The sequence below is a fragment of the Pseudomonas sp. FBF18 genome (assembly GCF_024261405.1).
Classification (GTDB): Bacteria; Pseudomonadota; Gammaproteobacteria; order Pseudomonadales; family Pseudomonadaceae; genus Aquipseudomonas; species Aquipseudomonas palmensis.
The window spans coordinates 105,767-120,499 of record NZ_QKRS01000012.1; the positions used below are offsets into that span (position 1 = coordinate 105,767).

Consider the following 14,733-nt stretch of genomic DNA (forward strand, 5'->3'; position numbering starts at 1 on the left):
TTAATCGACCTCGACCGTGACGTCGACCAGCGACGGACCGTTGAGCCGCTGCAACGCCGAGGCCACCGCCTCCGGTTCCAGCAGGCGCAGGCAATTGTAGTGGCCGAAGCGGCAGGTGCGGTCGAAGCACGGGCTGCATTCCAGCCCCAGGCGCACCACCTCGACCTGGTCGGCCAGCGGTGGGGTGAAGCCCGGCGAGGTCGACCCGTACACCGCCACCAGCGGGCGATTGAGCGCTGCAGCCACGTGCATCAGCCCCGAATCGTTGGACACCACCGCATCGCTGCACGACAGCAGGTCGATCGCTTCGGCGAGCGAGGTCTCGCCGCTGAGGTTCACCGACTCTTCACGCAGGCCCGGGATCAGCCACTCGCGGATCGATTCACCTACCGCATGGTCGTTTTTGGAGCCGAACAGCCACACCTGCCAGCCTTCGCGAATCTTGATTTCCGCGACCTTGGCGTAATGCTCCGAGGGCCAGCGCTTGGCCTCGCCGAACTCGGCGCCGGGGCACAGCGCCAGCACCGGGCGGTCCAGGCTCAGGCCGAACTTGGCCAGCGCCGCATCGCGGCTGGCGGTCTCGATCTGCAGGCTGGGGCGCGGGTAGGGTTTGGGCAGCTCGGCACCGGCGGGGTAGCCCAGGGCCATGAAGCGCTCGATCATCAGCGGGTAGCGCGCCTTGTCGAGGGTGCGCACATCGTTGAGCAGGCCGTAGCGCAGCTCGCCACGCCAGCCGGTGCGCTGCGCGATACCGGCAAAGAACGGCACCAGCGCAGACTTGAGCGAATTGGGCAGCAGGATCGCCTGGTCGTACTGACCGGCCAGCGACTTGCCGATGCGCCGGCGCGTGGCCAGTTCCAGCGCGCCGTGGCCGAGCGGGAAGCTCAAGGCCTGGCGCACTTCGGGCATGCGCTCGAGGATCGGGCGGCTCCATTCGGGTGCCAGCACATCGATCACGCACGCAGGGTGACGCTGCTTCAGCACATGGAACAGCGTCTGCGCCATTACCATGTCGCCCACCCAACTGGGCCCAATGATCAAAATTCTCATGCTTTATCCAGAAACGATCAGGGAGGCTACAGCCTGTTTTCCAACAGCCTGGCCTCCCCTCTTTATAATCAGGCGTGGTGCGACCAGTGTACGCCACTCAGTGTAGGACGTGGTCGCCGCCGCTTCATTGCGCCGTATCGCCTGGTGGCTGTTCAGCCCGCGTTCAGGTCAACCCCAGCTCGCCCCAGATGCGCCGTACCTGCCGGCGCTCGTCGACGAACTGCCCGGCATCGATCACCCCGGCCTGCTTCTGCAGGGCCTGGCGGTGCGCGGCGGAGCGGAAGGCCTTGTACACTTCACGCAACAAAATTGCATCGCTGGCCGGCATCAGCCCGACCTCCTCCAGCCCTTCGAGAATGCGGATGTTGTCGGTGTAGCGCAGCAGTGCCGGGTGCGTGTGGGACCAGGCCAGGGCCGCGTATTGCACCATAAATTCAATATCGACGATACCACCGGCATCCTGCTTGATATCGAAGGCAACCCCGCTGTCGAAGGCGTTGGGCCCAAGCCCGGCCTGGGTCGCCCGGGTGCCGAGGTTGTCGCGCATCTTGGCGCGCATGTCGCTGACTTCGGCGCGCAGCTTGTCCAGGTCGCGGGCCTGTCCCAGCACCTGCGCCCGCACCCCCTCGAAGGCTGCACCCACCTGCGGGCAGCCCACCAGCACCCGCGCACGCACCAGTGCCTGGTGTTCCCAGGTCCAGGCCTCGTTGCGCTGGTAGCGCTCGAAGGCGCCCAGCGAACTCACCAGCAAACCCGAAGCGCCGGACGGGCGCAGGCGCATGTCCACGTCATACAGCTGGCCGGAGTTGGTCTGGGTGGTCAGCAGGTGAATGATGCGCTGACCCAGGCGGGTGAAGAACTGCGCACTGTCGATGGGCTTGGCGCCATCGGTCTCGGCCTGGGGGTCACCGTCGTGGATGAACACCAGATCCAGGTCCGAGCCGTGGCCCAGCTCGATGCCGCCGACCTTGCCGTAGCCGACGATGATGAAGCCGGGGTCGCACAGGCTGCCATCGCTGCGCCTTGGCTGGCCATGACGCGCCACGGTCTGGCGCCAGGCCAGGGCCAGCACCTGGTTGAGAATGGCTTCGGCCAGCCAGGTCAGGTAGTCGCTGACCTTCATCAGCGGCAGGTTGCCGGCGATTTCCGAGGCTGCCACGCGCAGGCTGTGGGCCAGCTTGAAGTGACGCAGCGCTTCCATCTGCTGTTCAAGGTCATCCTCGGGGATGCGCGTGAGACGCTCGCGCAGCTCGGCGGCCAGCTCCGGTGCCTGGGGCGGGCTGAACAGGCGGCCTTCGTTGAGCAGTTCATCGAGCAGCAGCGGGAAGCGCGTGATCTGCTCGGCGATCCACGGGCTGGCGGCGCACAGGGTCAGCAGGCGGCGCAACGCACCGGGGTTTTCGGTCAGCAGCACCAGGTAGGCCGAGCGCCGCGCCACGGCCTCCACCAGCGGCAGCACGCGTTCGAGCACCAGGTCCGGGTCGGCGTGCTCCACCGCCTGCGCCAGCAGGCGCGGTATAAAGGCATCGAGGCGTTCGCGGCCCAGGCGCTGCATGGCACGCAACTGCGGGCTGGCGCGCAGGCTGGCCAGCTGCTTGAGCGCCCTGGCCGCATCGGCGAAGCCGGCGTCGGTCAACTGGCGGCAGGCGGCCTCTTCGTCCTGGGCTTCTTCCCACAGCGGCAGCCACTCGCCACCGACCACCACTTCGCCCTCTTCGCCTTCCTCTTCATCGGGGTCGGCGATCACCTGGCGGAAGTGCCAGTCGATGCGCCCGCGCCAGTGCATCAGTTGCGCGTGGAAGCTCGCCCAGTCGGCAAAACCGAGCATGAAGGCGATACGTGCGCGGTCCAGTTCGTCGTCGGGCAGCATCTGGGTCTGGCGGTCGGCGATGGCCTGGATGGCGTGTTCGGTATAACGCAGGAACTCATAGCCCTCGCGCAGCTCGCTCACCACCGCCGGCGGCAGGTAGCCCTGGCCTTCGAGCGTCGCCAGCACCTTGAGCAGCGGTCGCTGCTGCAGGCTCAGGTCGCGCCCGCCGTGGATCAGCTGGAACGCCTGGGCGATGAACTCCACCTCGCGGATGCCACCGGCGCCCAGCTTGATGTTCTCGGCCATGCCCTTGCGCCGCACCTCCTGCTGGATCAGCTGCTTCATGGTGCGCAGCGCCTCGATCGCCGAGAAGTCAAGGTAGCGCCGGTACACGAACGGGCGCAGCAGGTCCTGCAGCTGCCCGCCGGCCTGCTGGTCGCCGGCCACCACACGGGCCTTGATCATGGCGTAGCGTTCCCAGTCGCGGCCCTGGTCCTGGTAGTACTGCTCCAGTGCATTGAAGCTGAGCACCAGCGCGCCGGACGAGCCGTAGGGGCGCAGGCGCATGTCGACGCGGAACACGAAGCCGTCGACGGTGATCGGGTCCAGCGCCTTGATCAGACGCTGGCCCAGCCGGGTGAAGAACTCCTGGTTGTCCAGCGGGCGCTTCACGCCCACGGTTTCGCCGCCCTCGGGGTAGGCGAAGATCAGGTCGATGTCCGACGACAGGTTCAGTTCCACCGCCCCCAGCTTGCCCATGCCCAGCACCACCATCTGCTGGGGCAGGCCGCTGCGATTGCCGGTGGGGGTCCCGAACTGCGCGCACAGGCGCGGGTACAGCCATTGATACGCCTGGTCGATGGCGGCATCGGCCAGGTCGGACAGGTCGCGGCAGGTCTGCACCAGGTCGGCCTGGCGGGTCAGGTCGCGCCAGATGATGCGCACCTGCTGGCGGGTGCGCTGGCGGCGCAGGTTGCGCGCCAGTTCGTCTTCGCTGCCGGCGGCCTGCGCCGCACCGGCCACCTGGGCACACAACTCGCCGGCGGCGAAGGCGCGGTCGAGCTCGCCGCTGGCGGCCAGGGCCAGCAGCATCGCCGGGTCGCGCACGCTCTGTTCAAGCACGAAATCGCTGGCTGCCGCCACGCGGGCGAACTCGGCCCAGCGCTGCTCGTTCCAGTCGTCCAGGCTCAGCCCGTCGACGGCCGCGACGGCGTTGCGCAAAGAGGTGGCATTACGGCTGACCAGCGGTTGCAGGGCAGCGGGCAGTTCGGCCAGCAGGGGCAGGCTCATGGTCTATCCTTGATCGGCGTGAAAGGGTTGGTGGCACTTGGGCAAGGGAACTCGGCGTACGGTTCGACTGTCGTACAAAGGTCATAAATAGCTGAAAAACATAATTCTTTGATAGAAATCATCGCAAACAACCGCATGCCGACCAGTTTTTAACCACCGGTATCGTTTTATCCCACAACCCGAACAGGGGCCACGAGCCTTATCCGTGTAGTTTTACTACTGCTTTTTTACTGTCAACGCATGTAATGAGGATCGATTTGTAGTAAAACTACACGCCGCCGGTACAACGCCCGGTAATCCAAGAATTTCATGTCGTCTGCCCAAAAGGCCAGTCGCAAACTCAGGCAACCGATTCTGGAAGCCTTTCCGCCCTGGAGCAAGCCATGCAAGACCTCGATCCCGTCGAAACCCAGGAATGGCTGGACGCCCTGGAGTCGGTTCTCGACAAAGAAGGCGAAGACCGCGCTCACTATCTGATGACCCGTATGGGCGAGCTGGCCACCCGTAGTGGCTCCCAGCTGCCGTATGCCATCACCACGCCATACCGCAACACGATTCCCGTCACCCACGAAGCACGCATGCCTGGCGACCTGTTCATGGAACGCCGCATTCGCTCGTTGGTCCGCTGGAACGCGCTGGCCATGGTAATGCGCACCAACCTGAAAGACTCGGACCTGGGCGGCCACATCTCCAGCTTCGCCTCCAGCGCCACGCTGTACGACATCGGCTTCAACTACTTCTTCCAGGCCCCGACCGACGAGCACGGCGGCGACCTGATCTACTTCCAGGGCCATGCCTCACCGGGCGTCTACGCCCGTGCCTTCATGGAAGGCCGCATCAGCGAAGACCAGATGAACAACTTCCGTCAGGAAGTCGATGGTCAAGGCCTGTCGTCCTACCCGCACCCGTGGCTGATGCCTGACTTCTGGCAGTTCCCGACCGTGTCGATGGGTCTGGGCCCGATCCAGGCGATCTACCAGGCACGTTTCATGAAGTACATGGAAAGCCGCGGCTACATCCCTGCCGGCAAGCAGAAGATCTGGTGCTTCATGGGCGACGGCGAGTGCGACGAGCCGGAATCCCTGGGCGCGATCTCCCTGGCAGGCCGCGAGAAGCTGGACAACCTGATCTTCGTCATCAACTGCAACCTGCAGCGCCTCGACGGCCCGGTTCGCGGCAACGGCAAGATCATCCAGGAACTCGAAGGCGTGTTCCGTGGCGGTGGCTGGAACGTCAACAAGGTGGTCTGGGGCCGTTTCTGGGACCCACTGCTGGCCAAGGACGTCGACGGCATCCTGCAGCGCCGCATGGACGAAGTCATCGACGGCGAGTACCAGAACTACAAGGCCAAGGACGGCGCGTTCGTCCGTGAGCACTTCTTCAACACCCCGGAACTCAAGGCCATGGTCGCCGACCTGTCCGACGACGAGATCTGGAAGCTCAACCGTGGTGGCCACGACCCGTACAAGGTCTATGCAGCCTACCACCAGGCGGTCAACCACAAGGACCAGCCTACGGTCATCCTGGCCAAGACCATCAAGGGTTACGGCACCGGTGCTGGCGAAGCCAAGAACACCGCGCACAACACCAAGAAGGTCGACGTCGACAGCCTGCGTCACTTCCGCGATCGTTTCGACATCCCGGTCAAGGACGAAGACCTGGAGAACCTGCCGTTCTTCAAGCCTGAAGAAGGCAGCGCCGAAGCCCGTTACCTGAGCGAGCGCCGCTCTGCCCTGGGCGGTTTCGTGCCACAGCGCCGGGCCAAGAGCTTCAGCATCCCGACCCCGCCACTGGAAACCCTCAAGGCGATCCTGGACGGCTCGGGCGACCGTGAAATCTCCACCACCATGGCCTTCGTGCGCATCCTCGCGCAGCTGGTCAAGGACAAGGAAATCGGCCAGCGCATCGTCCCGATCATCCCGGACGAAGCGCGTACCTTCGGTATGGAAGGCATGTTCCGCCAGCTGGGCATCTACTCGTCCGTCGGTCAGCTCTACGAGCCCGTCGACAAGGACCAGGTGATGTTCTACCGCGAGGACAAGAAGGGCCAGATCCTCGAGGAAGGCATCAACGAAGCCGGCGCCATGTCGTCGTTCATCGCCGCCGGTACCTCGTACTCGAACCACAACCAGCCGATGCTGCCGTTCTACATCTTCTACTCGATGTTCGGTTTCCAGCGTATCGGCGACCTGGCATGGGCCGCTGGCGACAGCCGCACCCGTGGCTTCCTGATCGGCGGTACTGCCGGGCGTACCACCCTCAACGGTGAAGGCCTGCAGCACGAAGACGGTCACAGCCACATGCTGGCCGCGACCATCCCGAACTGCCGCACCTATGATCCGACCTACGGCTACGAGCTGGCGGTGATCATCCAGGACGGCATGAAGAAGATGACCGAAGAGCAACAGGACGTCTTCTACTACATCACCGTGATGAACGAGTCCTACCAGCAGCCTGCCATTCCGGCCGGTGTCGAGGAAGGCATCATCAAGGGCATGTACCTGCTCGAGGAAGACACCAAGGACGCAGCGCACCACGTCCAGCTGATGGGCTCCGGCACCATCCTGCGCGAAGTGCGTGAAGCGGCGAAGATCCTGCGTGAAGAGTTCAACGTCGGTGCCGACGTGTGGAGCGTCACCAGCTTCAACGAACTGCGTCGCGACGGCCTGGCCGTGGAGCGCAGCAACCGCCTGCACCCTGGCCAGAAGCCCAAGCAGACCTACATCGAGGAGTGCCTGGGCGGCCGCAAGGGCCCGGTCATCGCCTCTACCGACTACATGAAGCTGTTCGCCGAGCAGATTCGTCAGTGGGTACCGAGCAAGGAATTCAAGGTCCTGGGTACCGATGGCTTCGGTCGCAGCGACAGCCGCAAGAAGCTGCGTCACTTCTTCGAAGTCGACCGTCACTTCGTGGTGCTGGCTGCCCTGGAAGCCCTGGCTGACCGTGGCGAGATCGAACCGAAGGTCGTGGCCGATGCCATCACCAAGTTCGGCATCGACCCGGACAAGCGCAACCCACTGGACTGCTGAGGAGTATTTTTAAGTGAGCGAACTCATTCGCGTACCTGACATCGGCAGCGGTGAAGGTGAAATCATCGAGCTGTTCGTCAAAGTCGGCGACCGTATCGAAGCCGACCAGAGCCTGCTGACCCTGGAGTCGGACAAGGCCTCCATGGAGATCCCGGCCCCCAAGGCCGGTGTGATCAAGGCCCTGAAGGTCAAGCTGGGCGACCGCCTGAAAGAAGGCGACGAACTGCTGGAACTGGAAGTCGAGGGCGCCGCTGCGGCGCCCGAGGCACCGGCTGACGCTGCGCCTGCCGCCGAACAAAAGCCTGCTGCCGCCCCGGCTGCAGAGGCTGCCCCGGCACCGGCCGCTGCACCTGCGGCTGCCACTGTGCAGGACATCCACGTGCCGGACATCGGCTCGTCGGGCAAGGCCAAGATCATCGAGCTGCTGGTCAAGGTCGGCGACAGCGTCGAAGCCGACCAGTCGCTGATTACCCTGGAGTCCGACAAGGCCTCGATGGAAATCCCGTCGCCGGCTGCCGGCGTGGTGGAAAGCATCGGCGTCAAGCTCGAAGACGAAGTCGGCACTGGCGACTTCATCCTCAAGCTCAAGGTCCAGGGCGCCGCCGCGCCAGCAGCGCCTGCCGCTGCTGCACCGGCTGCCAAGGCTGAAGCGGCCCCGGCTGCTGCGCCTGCCGCCACACCGGCTGCCAAGGCCGAAGCCGCGCCGGCCCCGGCCGCTGCGCCAGCGCCAAGCGGTGCCAAGGTTCACGCCGGCCCTGCCGTGCGTCAGCTGGCCCGCGAGTTCGGCGTCGAGCTGAGCGCCGTGGCTGCCAGCGGCCCGCACGGGCGCGTGCTCAAGGAAGACGTGCAGGTGTACGTCAAGGCCATGATGCAGAAGGCCAAGGAAGCACCGGCTGCCGGCGCGACCGGTGGTGCGGGCATCCCGCCGATTCCGGCCGTCGACTTCAGCCGCTTCGGTGAAACCGAAGAAGTGCCGATGACCCGCCTGATGCAGGCTGGCGCCACCAACCTGCACCGCAGCTGGCTGAACGTGCCGCACGTGACCCAGTTCGACAGCGCCGACATCACCGAGCTGGAAGCCTTCCGCGTTGCGCAGAAGGCCGTGGCCGAGAAAGCCGGCGTCAAGCTGACCGTGCTGCCCTTGCTGCTCAAGGCCTGTGCGCACCTGCTCAAGGAACTGCCGGACTTCAACGCGTCGCTGGCCCCTAGCGGCAAGGCGATCATTCGCAAGAAGTACGTCAACGTCGGTTTCGCCGTGGATACGCCAGACGGCCTGCTGGTCCCCGTGATCAAGAACGTCGACCAGAAGAGCCTGCTGCAGCTGGCTGCAGAAGCGGCGGCCCTGGCTGAAAAGGCCCGCACCAAGAAGCTTTCTGCCGACGACATGCAGGGCGCCTGCTTCACCATCTCCAGCCTCGGTCACATTGGCGGCACCGGCTTCACGCCGATCGTCAACGCGCCGGAAGTGGCGATCCTGGGTGTGTCCAAGGCCACCATCCAGCCGGTGTGGGATGGCAAGGCGTTCCAGCCCAAGCTGATGCTGCCGCTGTCGCTGTCGTACGATCACCGCGTGATCAACGGTGCCGCTGCCGCGCGCTTCACCAAGCGCCTGGGCGAGCTGCTGACCGACATCCGCACCATGCTGCTGTAACTGCTGCCCGCCGTGCTCCCCTGCCGGGGAGCACGGACACTGTTTTCGAGCTGCCACGCTCGTACCTCAACCCCGCCATCTGGCGGGGCTTTTTTTGCCTGCGATTCATGCCGTGCCGCTCAACGTCCCACCTTGAGCGGCACCGCCAGACGCAATCCGTCGCGGCATTACTGAAGAATTTGTACCTGTCAGCCGATACAGATCAAGCCAGGCCACTCTATTGCTTGTCAGCCTCAAGCACATGATGCAACCTTGCTCAAACGCGTAGCAGCACTTCGCCCAGCCCGCGCCAACAGCCTTCTTGAAGCGAGCTTCCCATGAAAAGCCAACCTGATGCCGCCAGCCGTACGGTGGCCGAGGTAGTGACGCAGTTGCCGGTGCCTTCGCGGCTCGGCATGCTGCGTTTCGAGCGGCTGAATGAGGCCAGCTGGGCCATGCTGTTCCTCGACCCGGGCTGCGAGCGTCAGTTCGGCCAGGCGGCCGTCGACCTGTGTGCGCTGATCGGCTCGCCCTATGCCAGCCTGATGGAGCCCGAGGCACGCTACAAGCTGCACGACACCATCGAGCTGCAACTGGCGCAGCGTCCGTACTACCTGGTGCGTTATACCCTGCACACCAGCCTGGGCCCGCTCAATATGCTGGAGCTGGGCGAAGCCTACCGGCAGCACAACCGCCAGTTGCTGCGCGGCTATCTGCTGGTGCTCGATGCCCAGCCCAACGACACACCCGACCTTTCGGCGGCAGAACTCGAAACCCGCAACAACCGCCTGCAGATCGCCCTGCAGCTCAACCAGCAGGCGCAGCAGGAACAGCTCGAGCACCTGGAGCGTGTACGCGCCCAGCAAGACCTGATCCTGCGCCTGGCGCGCCAGCGCTACAGCGCCGACAACTCGCTGCAGGAAGCCGCCGAGCTGATCACCCGCAGTGCCTGCGAAATCTACAGCATCGACTGCGCCAGCATCTGGTACCTGGAAGGCCAGCAACTGGAACCGATCTCGGCGTTCTACCGCGCCACCCAGGAGTACCGCCTGCCCGAGGCGATCGATGCCGGGCGATTTCCCGACTACCTCGAGGCGCTGCACACCAGCCGCGCCATCGATGCGCACAACGCGGCGCGCGACCCACGCACCCGCGAAATCTCCGAGAGCCTGCGCCAGCGCGGTATCCACGCCATGCTCGATGCCAGCATCCGCATCGACGGCCAGGTGGTCGGCGTGCTCTGCCTGGAACACAGCGGCTCGACCCGGGCCTGGCAATCGGATGAAATCGCCTTTGCCGGCGAGCTGGCCGACCAGTTCGCCCAGGTCATCAACAACCACAACCGGCGCACCGCCACCAGCGCCCTGCACCTGTTCCAGCGCGCGGTGGAACAAAGCGCCAACGCCTTTCTGCTGGTCAACCGCGATGGCGTGGTGGAATACGTCAACCCCAGCTTCACCGAGATCACCCAGTACACACCCGAAGAGGTGCATGGCCACCGCCTGTCCGAGCTCACCGCACTGGAGAACCTCAGCGAGCTGCTGTTCGACTCGCCGTCGAGCCTGGCCATGGGCAACAGCTGGCAGGGCGAATTCAAGAGCCGGCGCAAGAACCTCGAGCCCTACTGGGGCCAACTGTCGATCTCCAAGGTGTATGGCGACAACCGCGAGTTGACCCACTACATCGGCATCTACGAAGACATCACCCAGAGCAAGCTGGCCCAGCAGCGCATCGAACGCCTGGCCTACACCGACAACCTCACCAGCCTGGGCAACCGCCCGGCGTTCATCCGCAGCCTCGACGAGCGCTTCGAGCGCGACAGCGACAGCCCCATCTGCCTGCTGCTGGTGGACATCGACAACTTCAAGCGCATCAACGACAGCCTCGGGCACCAGACCGGCGACAAGCTGCTGATCAGCCTGGCCCGGCGCCTGCGCAACAGCCTGAGCCCCGGTGGCAGCCTGGCGCGTTTTGCCAGCAACGAGTTCGCCGTGCTGCTGGAGGACAGCAGCCTGGATGCCGGCCAGCAGGTGGCCCAGCAGTTGCTCAACACCCTCGACAAGCCGATGTTCGTCGACAACCAGCTGATCAGCGTGACCGGCTCGGTGGGCCTGGCGTGTGCGCCGCTGCACGGGCGCGACCCGCAGACCCTGATGAAGAACGCCGGCCTGGCCCTGCACAAGGCCAAGGCCAACGGCAAGCACCAGGTGCAGGTGTTCACCGAGGCGCTCAACGCCGAGGCCAGCTACAAGCTGTTCGTGGAAAACAACCTGCGCCGCGCCCTGACCCAGAACGAACTGGACGTGTTCTACCAGCCCAAGCTGTGCCTGCGCAGCGGTCGCCTGCTCGGCCTGGAGGCCCTGCTACGCTGGAACCACCCGGAGCGGGGCATGATCCGCCCCGACCAGTTCATCAGCGTGGCCGAGGAAACCGGGCTGATCATCCCCATCGGCAAGTGGATCGCGCGCCAGGCCTGCCGCATGAGCCAGCTGCTGAGCACCGAGGGCATGGGCAACCTGCAGGTGGCGATCAACCTGTCGCCCAAGCAGTTCTCCGACCCGGAGCTGGTCAGCTCGATCGCCAACATCCTCAAGGAAGAAGCCCTGCCGCCACACCTGCTGGAACTGGAACTGACCGAGGGCCTGCTGCTCGAAGCCACCGAGGATACCCACCGCCAGCTCGACGAGCTCAAGCAACTGGGCCTGACCCTGGCCATGGACGACTTCGGCACCGGCTACTCCTCGCTCAGCTACCTGAAGAAATTCCCGATCGACATCATCAAGATCGACCGCAGCTTCATCCACGAGATCCCGGACAACCAGGACGATATGGAAATCACCTCGGCAGTGGTGGCCATGGCTCACAACCTCAAGCTCAAGGTGGTGGCCGAAGGCATCGAGACCGCCGAACAGCTGGCGTTCCTGCGCCGCCACCGCTGCGACGTCGGCCAGGGCTACCTGTTCGACCGGCCGATCCCCGGCAGCGAGCTGATCGAAAAACTCAAGCGCTATCCGCGTGGCCCAATCGCCTGACAGCGGCGAAACACTCGGGCACACTACGGGTCTACCCCCTACACATCCTGCCTTGAAGAGGAACCGCCCATGGTCCTGCGCTCGGAGATTCTGGTGAACAAAAACGTACTGCCTGCCGCCGAACAGGCGCTGCCGGGTCGCGAGACCCCGATGACGCTGCCCGAGAAGCATTTCGTGTTCGAAGACACCCCGCTGCTGGGCCCGTTCTTCGAAGACGTCGATTTCGCGATCTTCGGCCTGGGCTGTTTCTGGGGCGCCGAGCGGCGCTTCTGGCAGCGTGAAGGTGTGGTCAGCACCGTGGTCGGCTACGCCGGCGGTTTCACCCCCAACCCCACCTACGAAGAAGTCTGCTCGGGCCTGACCGGCCACACCGAAGTGGTGCTGGTGGTGTTCGACAAGGCCAAGGTCAGCTACCAGGACCTGCTGACCATGTTCTGGGAGCTGCACAACCCCACCCAGGGCATGCGCCAGGGCAACGACGTCGGTACCCAGTACCGTTCGGCCATCTACTGCACCAGCCCCGAACAGCTGGAACTGGCCGAGGCCAGCAGGCAGGCCTACCAGGCCGAGCTGAACAAGGCCGGTTTCGGCCAGATCACCACCGAGATCGCCCAGGCACCGACCGTGTACTTCGCCGAGGCCTATCACCAGCAGTACCTGGCCAAGAACCCGAATGGCTACTGCGGCATCGGCGGCACTGGCGTGTGCCTGCCACCCAGCCTGCAAGGCAACTGAGGCCACGCCATGAGCACACCGAGCATGACCCTGTTCCATGCCGCCGCCTCGCCATTCGTGCGCAAGGTTCGCGTGCTGCTGCACGAGACCGGGCAGGCCGAGCGGGTAGCCCTGCATCCCGTCGACCTGAGCCCGATCAAGACCGATGCCGAGCTGAACCTGGGCAACCCGGCGGGCAAGATCCCGGCGTTGCGCCTGGAGGACGGCACGGTGCTGCATGACAGCCGCGTGATCGTCGAGTTTCTCGACCATCAGCATGTGGGCAACCCGCTGATCCCGCGCGAAGGCCCGGCGCGCTGGCGGCGCCTGACCCTGGCGTCGCTGGCCGATGCGATCATGGACGCGGCGGTGGTGGCGCGCTACGAGACCTTCCTGCGCCCTGAGGACAAGCGCTGGACGCCGTGGGTCGACGCCCAGCAGGACAAGATCCGGCGCGCGCTGGCGCACCTGGAAGACGAGCACCTGGCCGAACTGGCCTCGGTGTTCGACGTAGCGGCAATCGGGGTGGCCTGCGCGCTGGGCTACATCGACCTGCGCCTGCCGGACCTTGGCTGGCGCGAGCGCCAGCCGAACCTGGCAGCCTGGTATGCCGAGGTGAGTCAGCGCGAATCGATGCTAAAGACCGCCCCTTCTGTGGCCTGATCGGGCCTCATCACGGGTCAAGCTCACCCCCACAGATCTGCTGCTGCCCTTGAGGCTTGTACCGGACCTGTGGGAGCGGGCTTGACCCGCGATGAAGTCGACGCTGATCTCGGCAGCCCAGATCAACCTGATTTCCCCCACCATCACAGCCCCCAGCGTGCGTTCCTCTCTCAATCCGCTCATTTCAAGATCCCCTGCCCAACCTGATACCAGTCCAGGCGGCGTGTCAGCACCATGAACACCCCAAGCAGGCCGAACAGCAGCAACGAGCCCATCAGCAGCGCGTAGTCCTCGGCGCCCAGCAGCCCGTAGAGCATCGCGTACAGCACCAGCAAGCCCGCCGCAAACCCCAGCCCGCGCGCCAGGCTGCGCAGCACGTGGCACAGGTAGAAGCCGATCAGCAGCACGCAGCCGCCCGCCGACAGCGCATACGCCAACCCGAACCCCAGGTGCTCCGACAACGACAGCAACAGCAGGTAGAAGAACGCCAGGGCCACACCCACCAGCGCGTACTGGATCGGGTGCACGCTGAGGTTCTTGAGAATCTCGAACAGGAAGAACCCGGCAAAGGTCAGCGCAATGAACAGCAGCGCATACTTGATCGCCCGCTCGCTCTTGAGGTACTGGTCCACCGGGTCGACGAAGCTCACGCCGAAACTGCGCCCGTGAAAGTCGTCGCAGGCGTTGTTGACCACGCACTGGGTCAGCGCATCCTCCAGGTTGGTGGAGAAGAACGAGGTCTGCCAGCGTGCGCTGAAGCCGTGGGCGTCGATCTCGCGGCTGATGGGCAGGTAGTTGCCGATGAAGCTTGGATGCGGCCAGTTCGCCGCCATGTTCACCGTGGTGCTGCGCCCTACCGGCAGCACATGCAGGCGCCCGGTGCCCTGCAGGCTCAGGTCGAAGGCGTAGTCCAGGCGGGTCTCGGCGCGGCCGTCGAGGTCGGGCAGCGCCACGTGCACACCGCCGCCCAGCCAGCCCAGCCCCGTGCCCGCGGCGAAGGCCAGCGACTGGCCATTCACGTTCAGTTCCAGGCTCTTCTCGATACCGCGGATATCGCTGATGCCCACGGCCAGAAACGCCGGGTCGAAGCGGTAATCGTCGAAGTCTTCGGTGATGCCCCACTGCGCCGGCACCTTGAATTGCCCGCTGATGCGGTTGTCGGCGTGGAACAGGCGCGCCTGGTAGATGCCCCGCGAACGCAACTCGGTGTCGACCTTGGCGTCGACCTCCAGGGTTTCGGGCAGAAAGTACAGATGCCCGGCCACCGTGCTGGTCTGCTGCTGGGTGCTGCCATCCACGGTTTTCCAGGTGCGCTGGATCTTGCGGTACGGCACCACCAGCAGCGGCCCGCTGATCTGCTGGCTGTAGCTGGAGCTCTGGGCGATGTCCTCGACCACACTGTCGCGCTGCTGCTGGCGGTCCTGGATCAGGCCGCCGATCATCAGCAGGGGTATCAGCAGCAACACGATCAGAAAGGCGATGGCGCCCAGTTTGATGCTCAGGGTTCGGTTCATG

At 64.9% G+C, this 14,733-nt stretch carries 8 protein-coding genes; 5 read left to right on the top strand and 3 right to left on the bottom strand.

The window, feature by feature from the left end; all coding sequences use genetic code 11:
- Together waaF and glnE are read right to left on the bottom strand one after the other, a co-directional pair.
- Positions 1 to 1,050: a lipopolysaccharide heptosyltransferase II gene (gene waaF / locus DN387_RS18630; protein ID WP_043863657.1), complete on the bottom strand. Its 1,050-nt coding sequence runs from the start codon at positions 1,048 to 1,050 to the stop codon at positions 1 to 3.
- A gap of 163 nt (positions 1,051 to 1,213) precedes the next feature.
- On the bottom strand, positions 1,214 to 4,150 hold the full coding sequence (gene glnE / locus DN387_RS18635; protein WP_054915992.1) for a bifunctional [glutamate--ammonia ligase]-adenylyl-L-tyrosine phosphorylase/[glutamate--ammonia-ligase] adenylyltransferase: 2,937 nt from the start codon (positions 4,148 to 4,150) through the stop codon (positions 1,214 to 1,216).
- 383 nt (positions 4,151 to 4,533) lie between these two features.
- Between glnE and aceE the strand changes: the two genes are divergently transcribed.
- The 5 genes from aceE to DN387_RS18660 all read left to right on the top strand — a co-directional run bounded on the left by aceE (position 4,534) and on the right by DN387_RS18660 (position 13,218).
- Positions 4,534 to 7,179: a pyruvate dehydrogenase (acetyl-transferring), homodimeric type gene (aceE, locus tag DN387_RS18640; protein WP_043863655.1), complete on the top strand. Its 2,646-nt coding sequence runs from the start codon at positions 4,534 to 4,536 to the stop codon at positions 7,177 to 7,179.
- 13 nt (positions 7,180 to 7,192) lie between these two features.
- Positions 7,193 to 8,830: a dihydrolipoyllysine-residue acetyltransferase gene (aceF, locus tag DN387_RS18645; RefSeq protein WP_054915993.1), complete on the top strand. Its 1,638-nt coding sequence runs from the start codon at positions 7,193 to 7,195 to the stop codon at positions 8,828 to 8,830.
- Between the two features lie 317 nt (positions 8,831 to 9,147).
- Positions 9,148 to 11,841, top strand: a complete 2,694-nt coding sequence (locus tag DN387_RS18650) for a GGDEF and EAL domain-containing protein (protein ID WP_043863653.1) — start codon at positions 9,148 to 9,150, stop codon at positions 11,839 to 11,841.
- 69 nt (positions 11,842 to 11,910) lie between these two features.
- Positions 11,911 to 12,576: a peptide-methionine (S)-S-oxide reductase MsrA gene (gene msrA / locus DN387_RS18655; protein WP_043863652.1), complete on the top strand. Its 666-nt coding sequence runs from the start codon at positions 11,911 to 11,913 to the stop codon at positions 12,574 to 12,576.
- A gap of 9 nt (positions 12,577 to 12,585) precedes the next feature.
- Entirely contained in the window at positions 12,586 to 13,218 is a 633-nt protein-coding gene (locus DN387_RS18660; protein ID WP_054915994.1) for a glutathione S-transferase, read from the top strand.
- A gap of 179 nt (positions 13,219 to 13,397) precedes the next feature.
- On the opposite strand, the gene creD is transcribed toward DN387_RS18660, so the two are convergent.
- Positions 13,398 to 14,732: a cell envelope integrity protein CreD gene (gene creD / locus DN387_RS18665; protein ID WP_054915995.1), complete on the bottom strand. Its 1,335-nt coding sequence runs from the start codon at positions 14,730 to 14,732 to the stop codon at positions 13,398 to 13,400.
- Between the last annotated feature and the right edge of the window lies 1 nt (position 14,733).

Excerpts from the sequence above, each read along its gene's own strand:
- waaF (WP_043863657.1), bottom strand. The coding sequence starts at position 1,050 with ATGAGAATTTTGATCATTGGGCCCAGTTGGGTGGGCGACATGGTAATG.
- glnE (WP_054915992.1), bottom strand. The coding sequence starts at position 4,150 with ATGAGCCTGCCCCTGCTGGCCGAACTGCCCGCTGCCCTGCAACCGCTG.
- aceE (WP_043863655.1), top strand. The coding sequence starts at position 4,534 with ATGCAAGACCTCGATCCCGTCGAAACCCAGGAATGGCTGGACGCCCTG.
- DN387_RS18650 (WP_043863653.1), top strand. The coding sequence starts at position 9,148 with ATGAAAAGCCAACCTGATGCCGCCAGCCGTACGGTGGCCGAGGTAGTG.
- msrA (WP_043863652.1), top strand. The coding sequence starts at position 11,911 with ATGGTCCTGCGCTCGGAGATTCTGGTGAACAAAAACGTACTGCCTGCC.
- DN387_RS18660 (WP_054915994.1), top strand. The coding sequence starts at position 12,586 with ATGAGCACACCGAGCATGACCCTGTTCCATGCCGCCGCCTCGCCATTC.
- creD (WP_054915995.1), bottom strand. The coding sequence starts at position 14,732 with ATGAACCGAACCCTGAGCATCAAACTGGGCGCCATCGCCTTTCTGATC.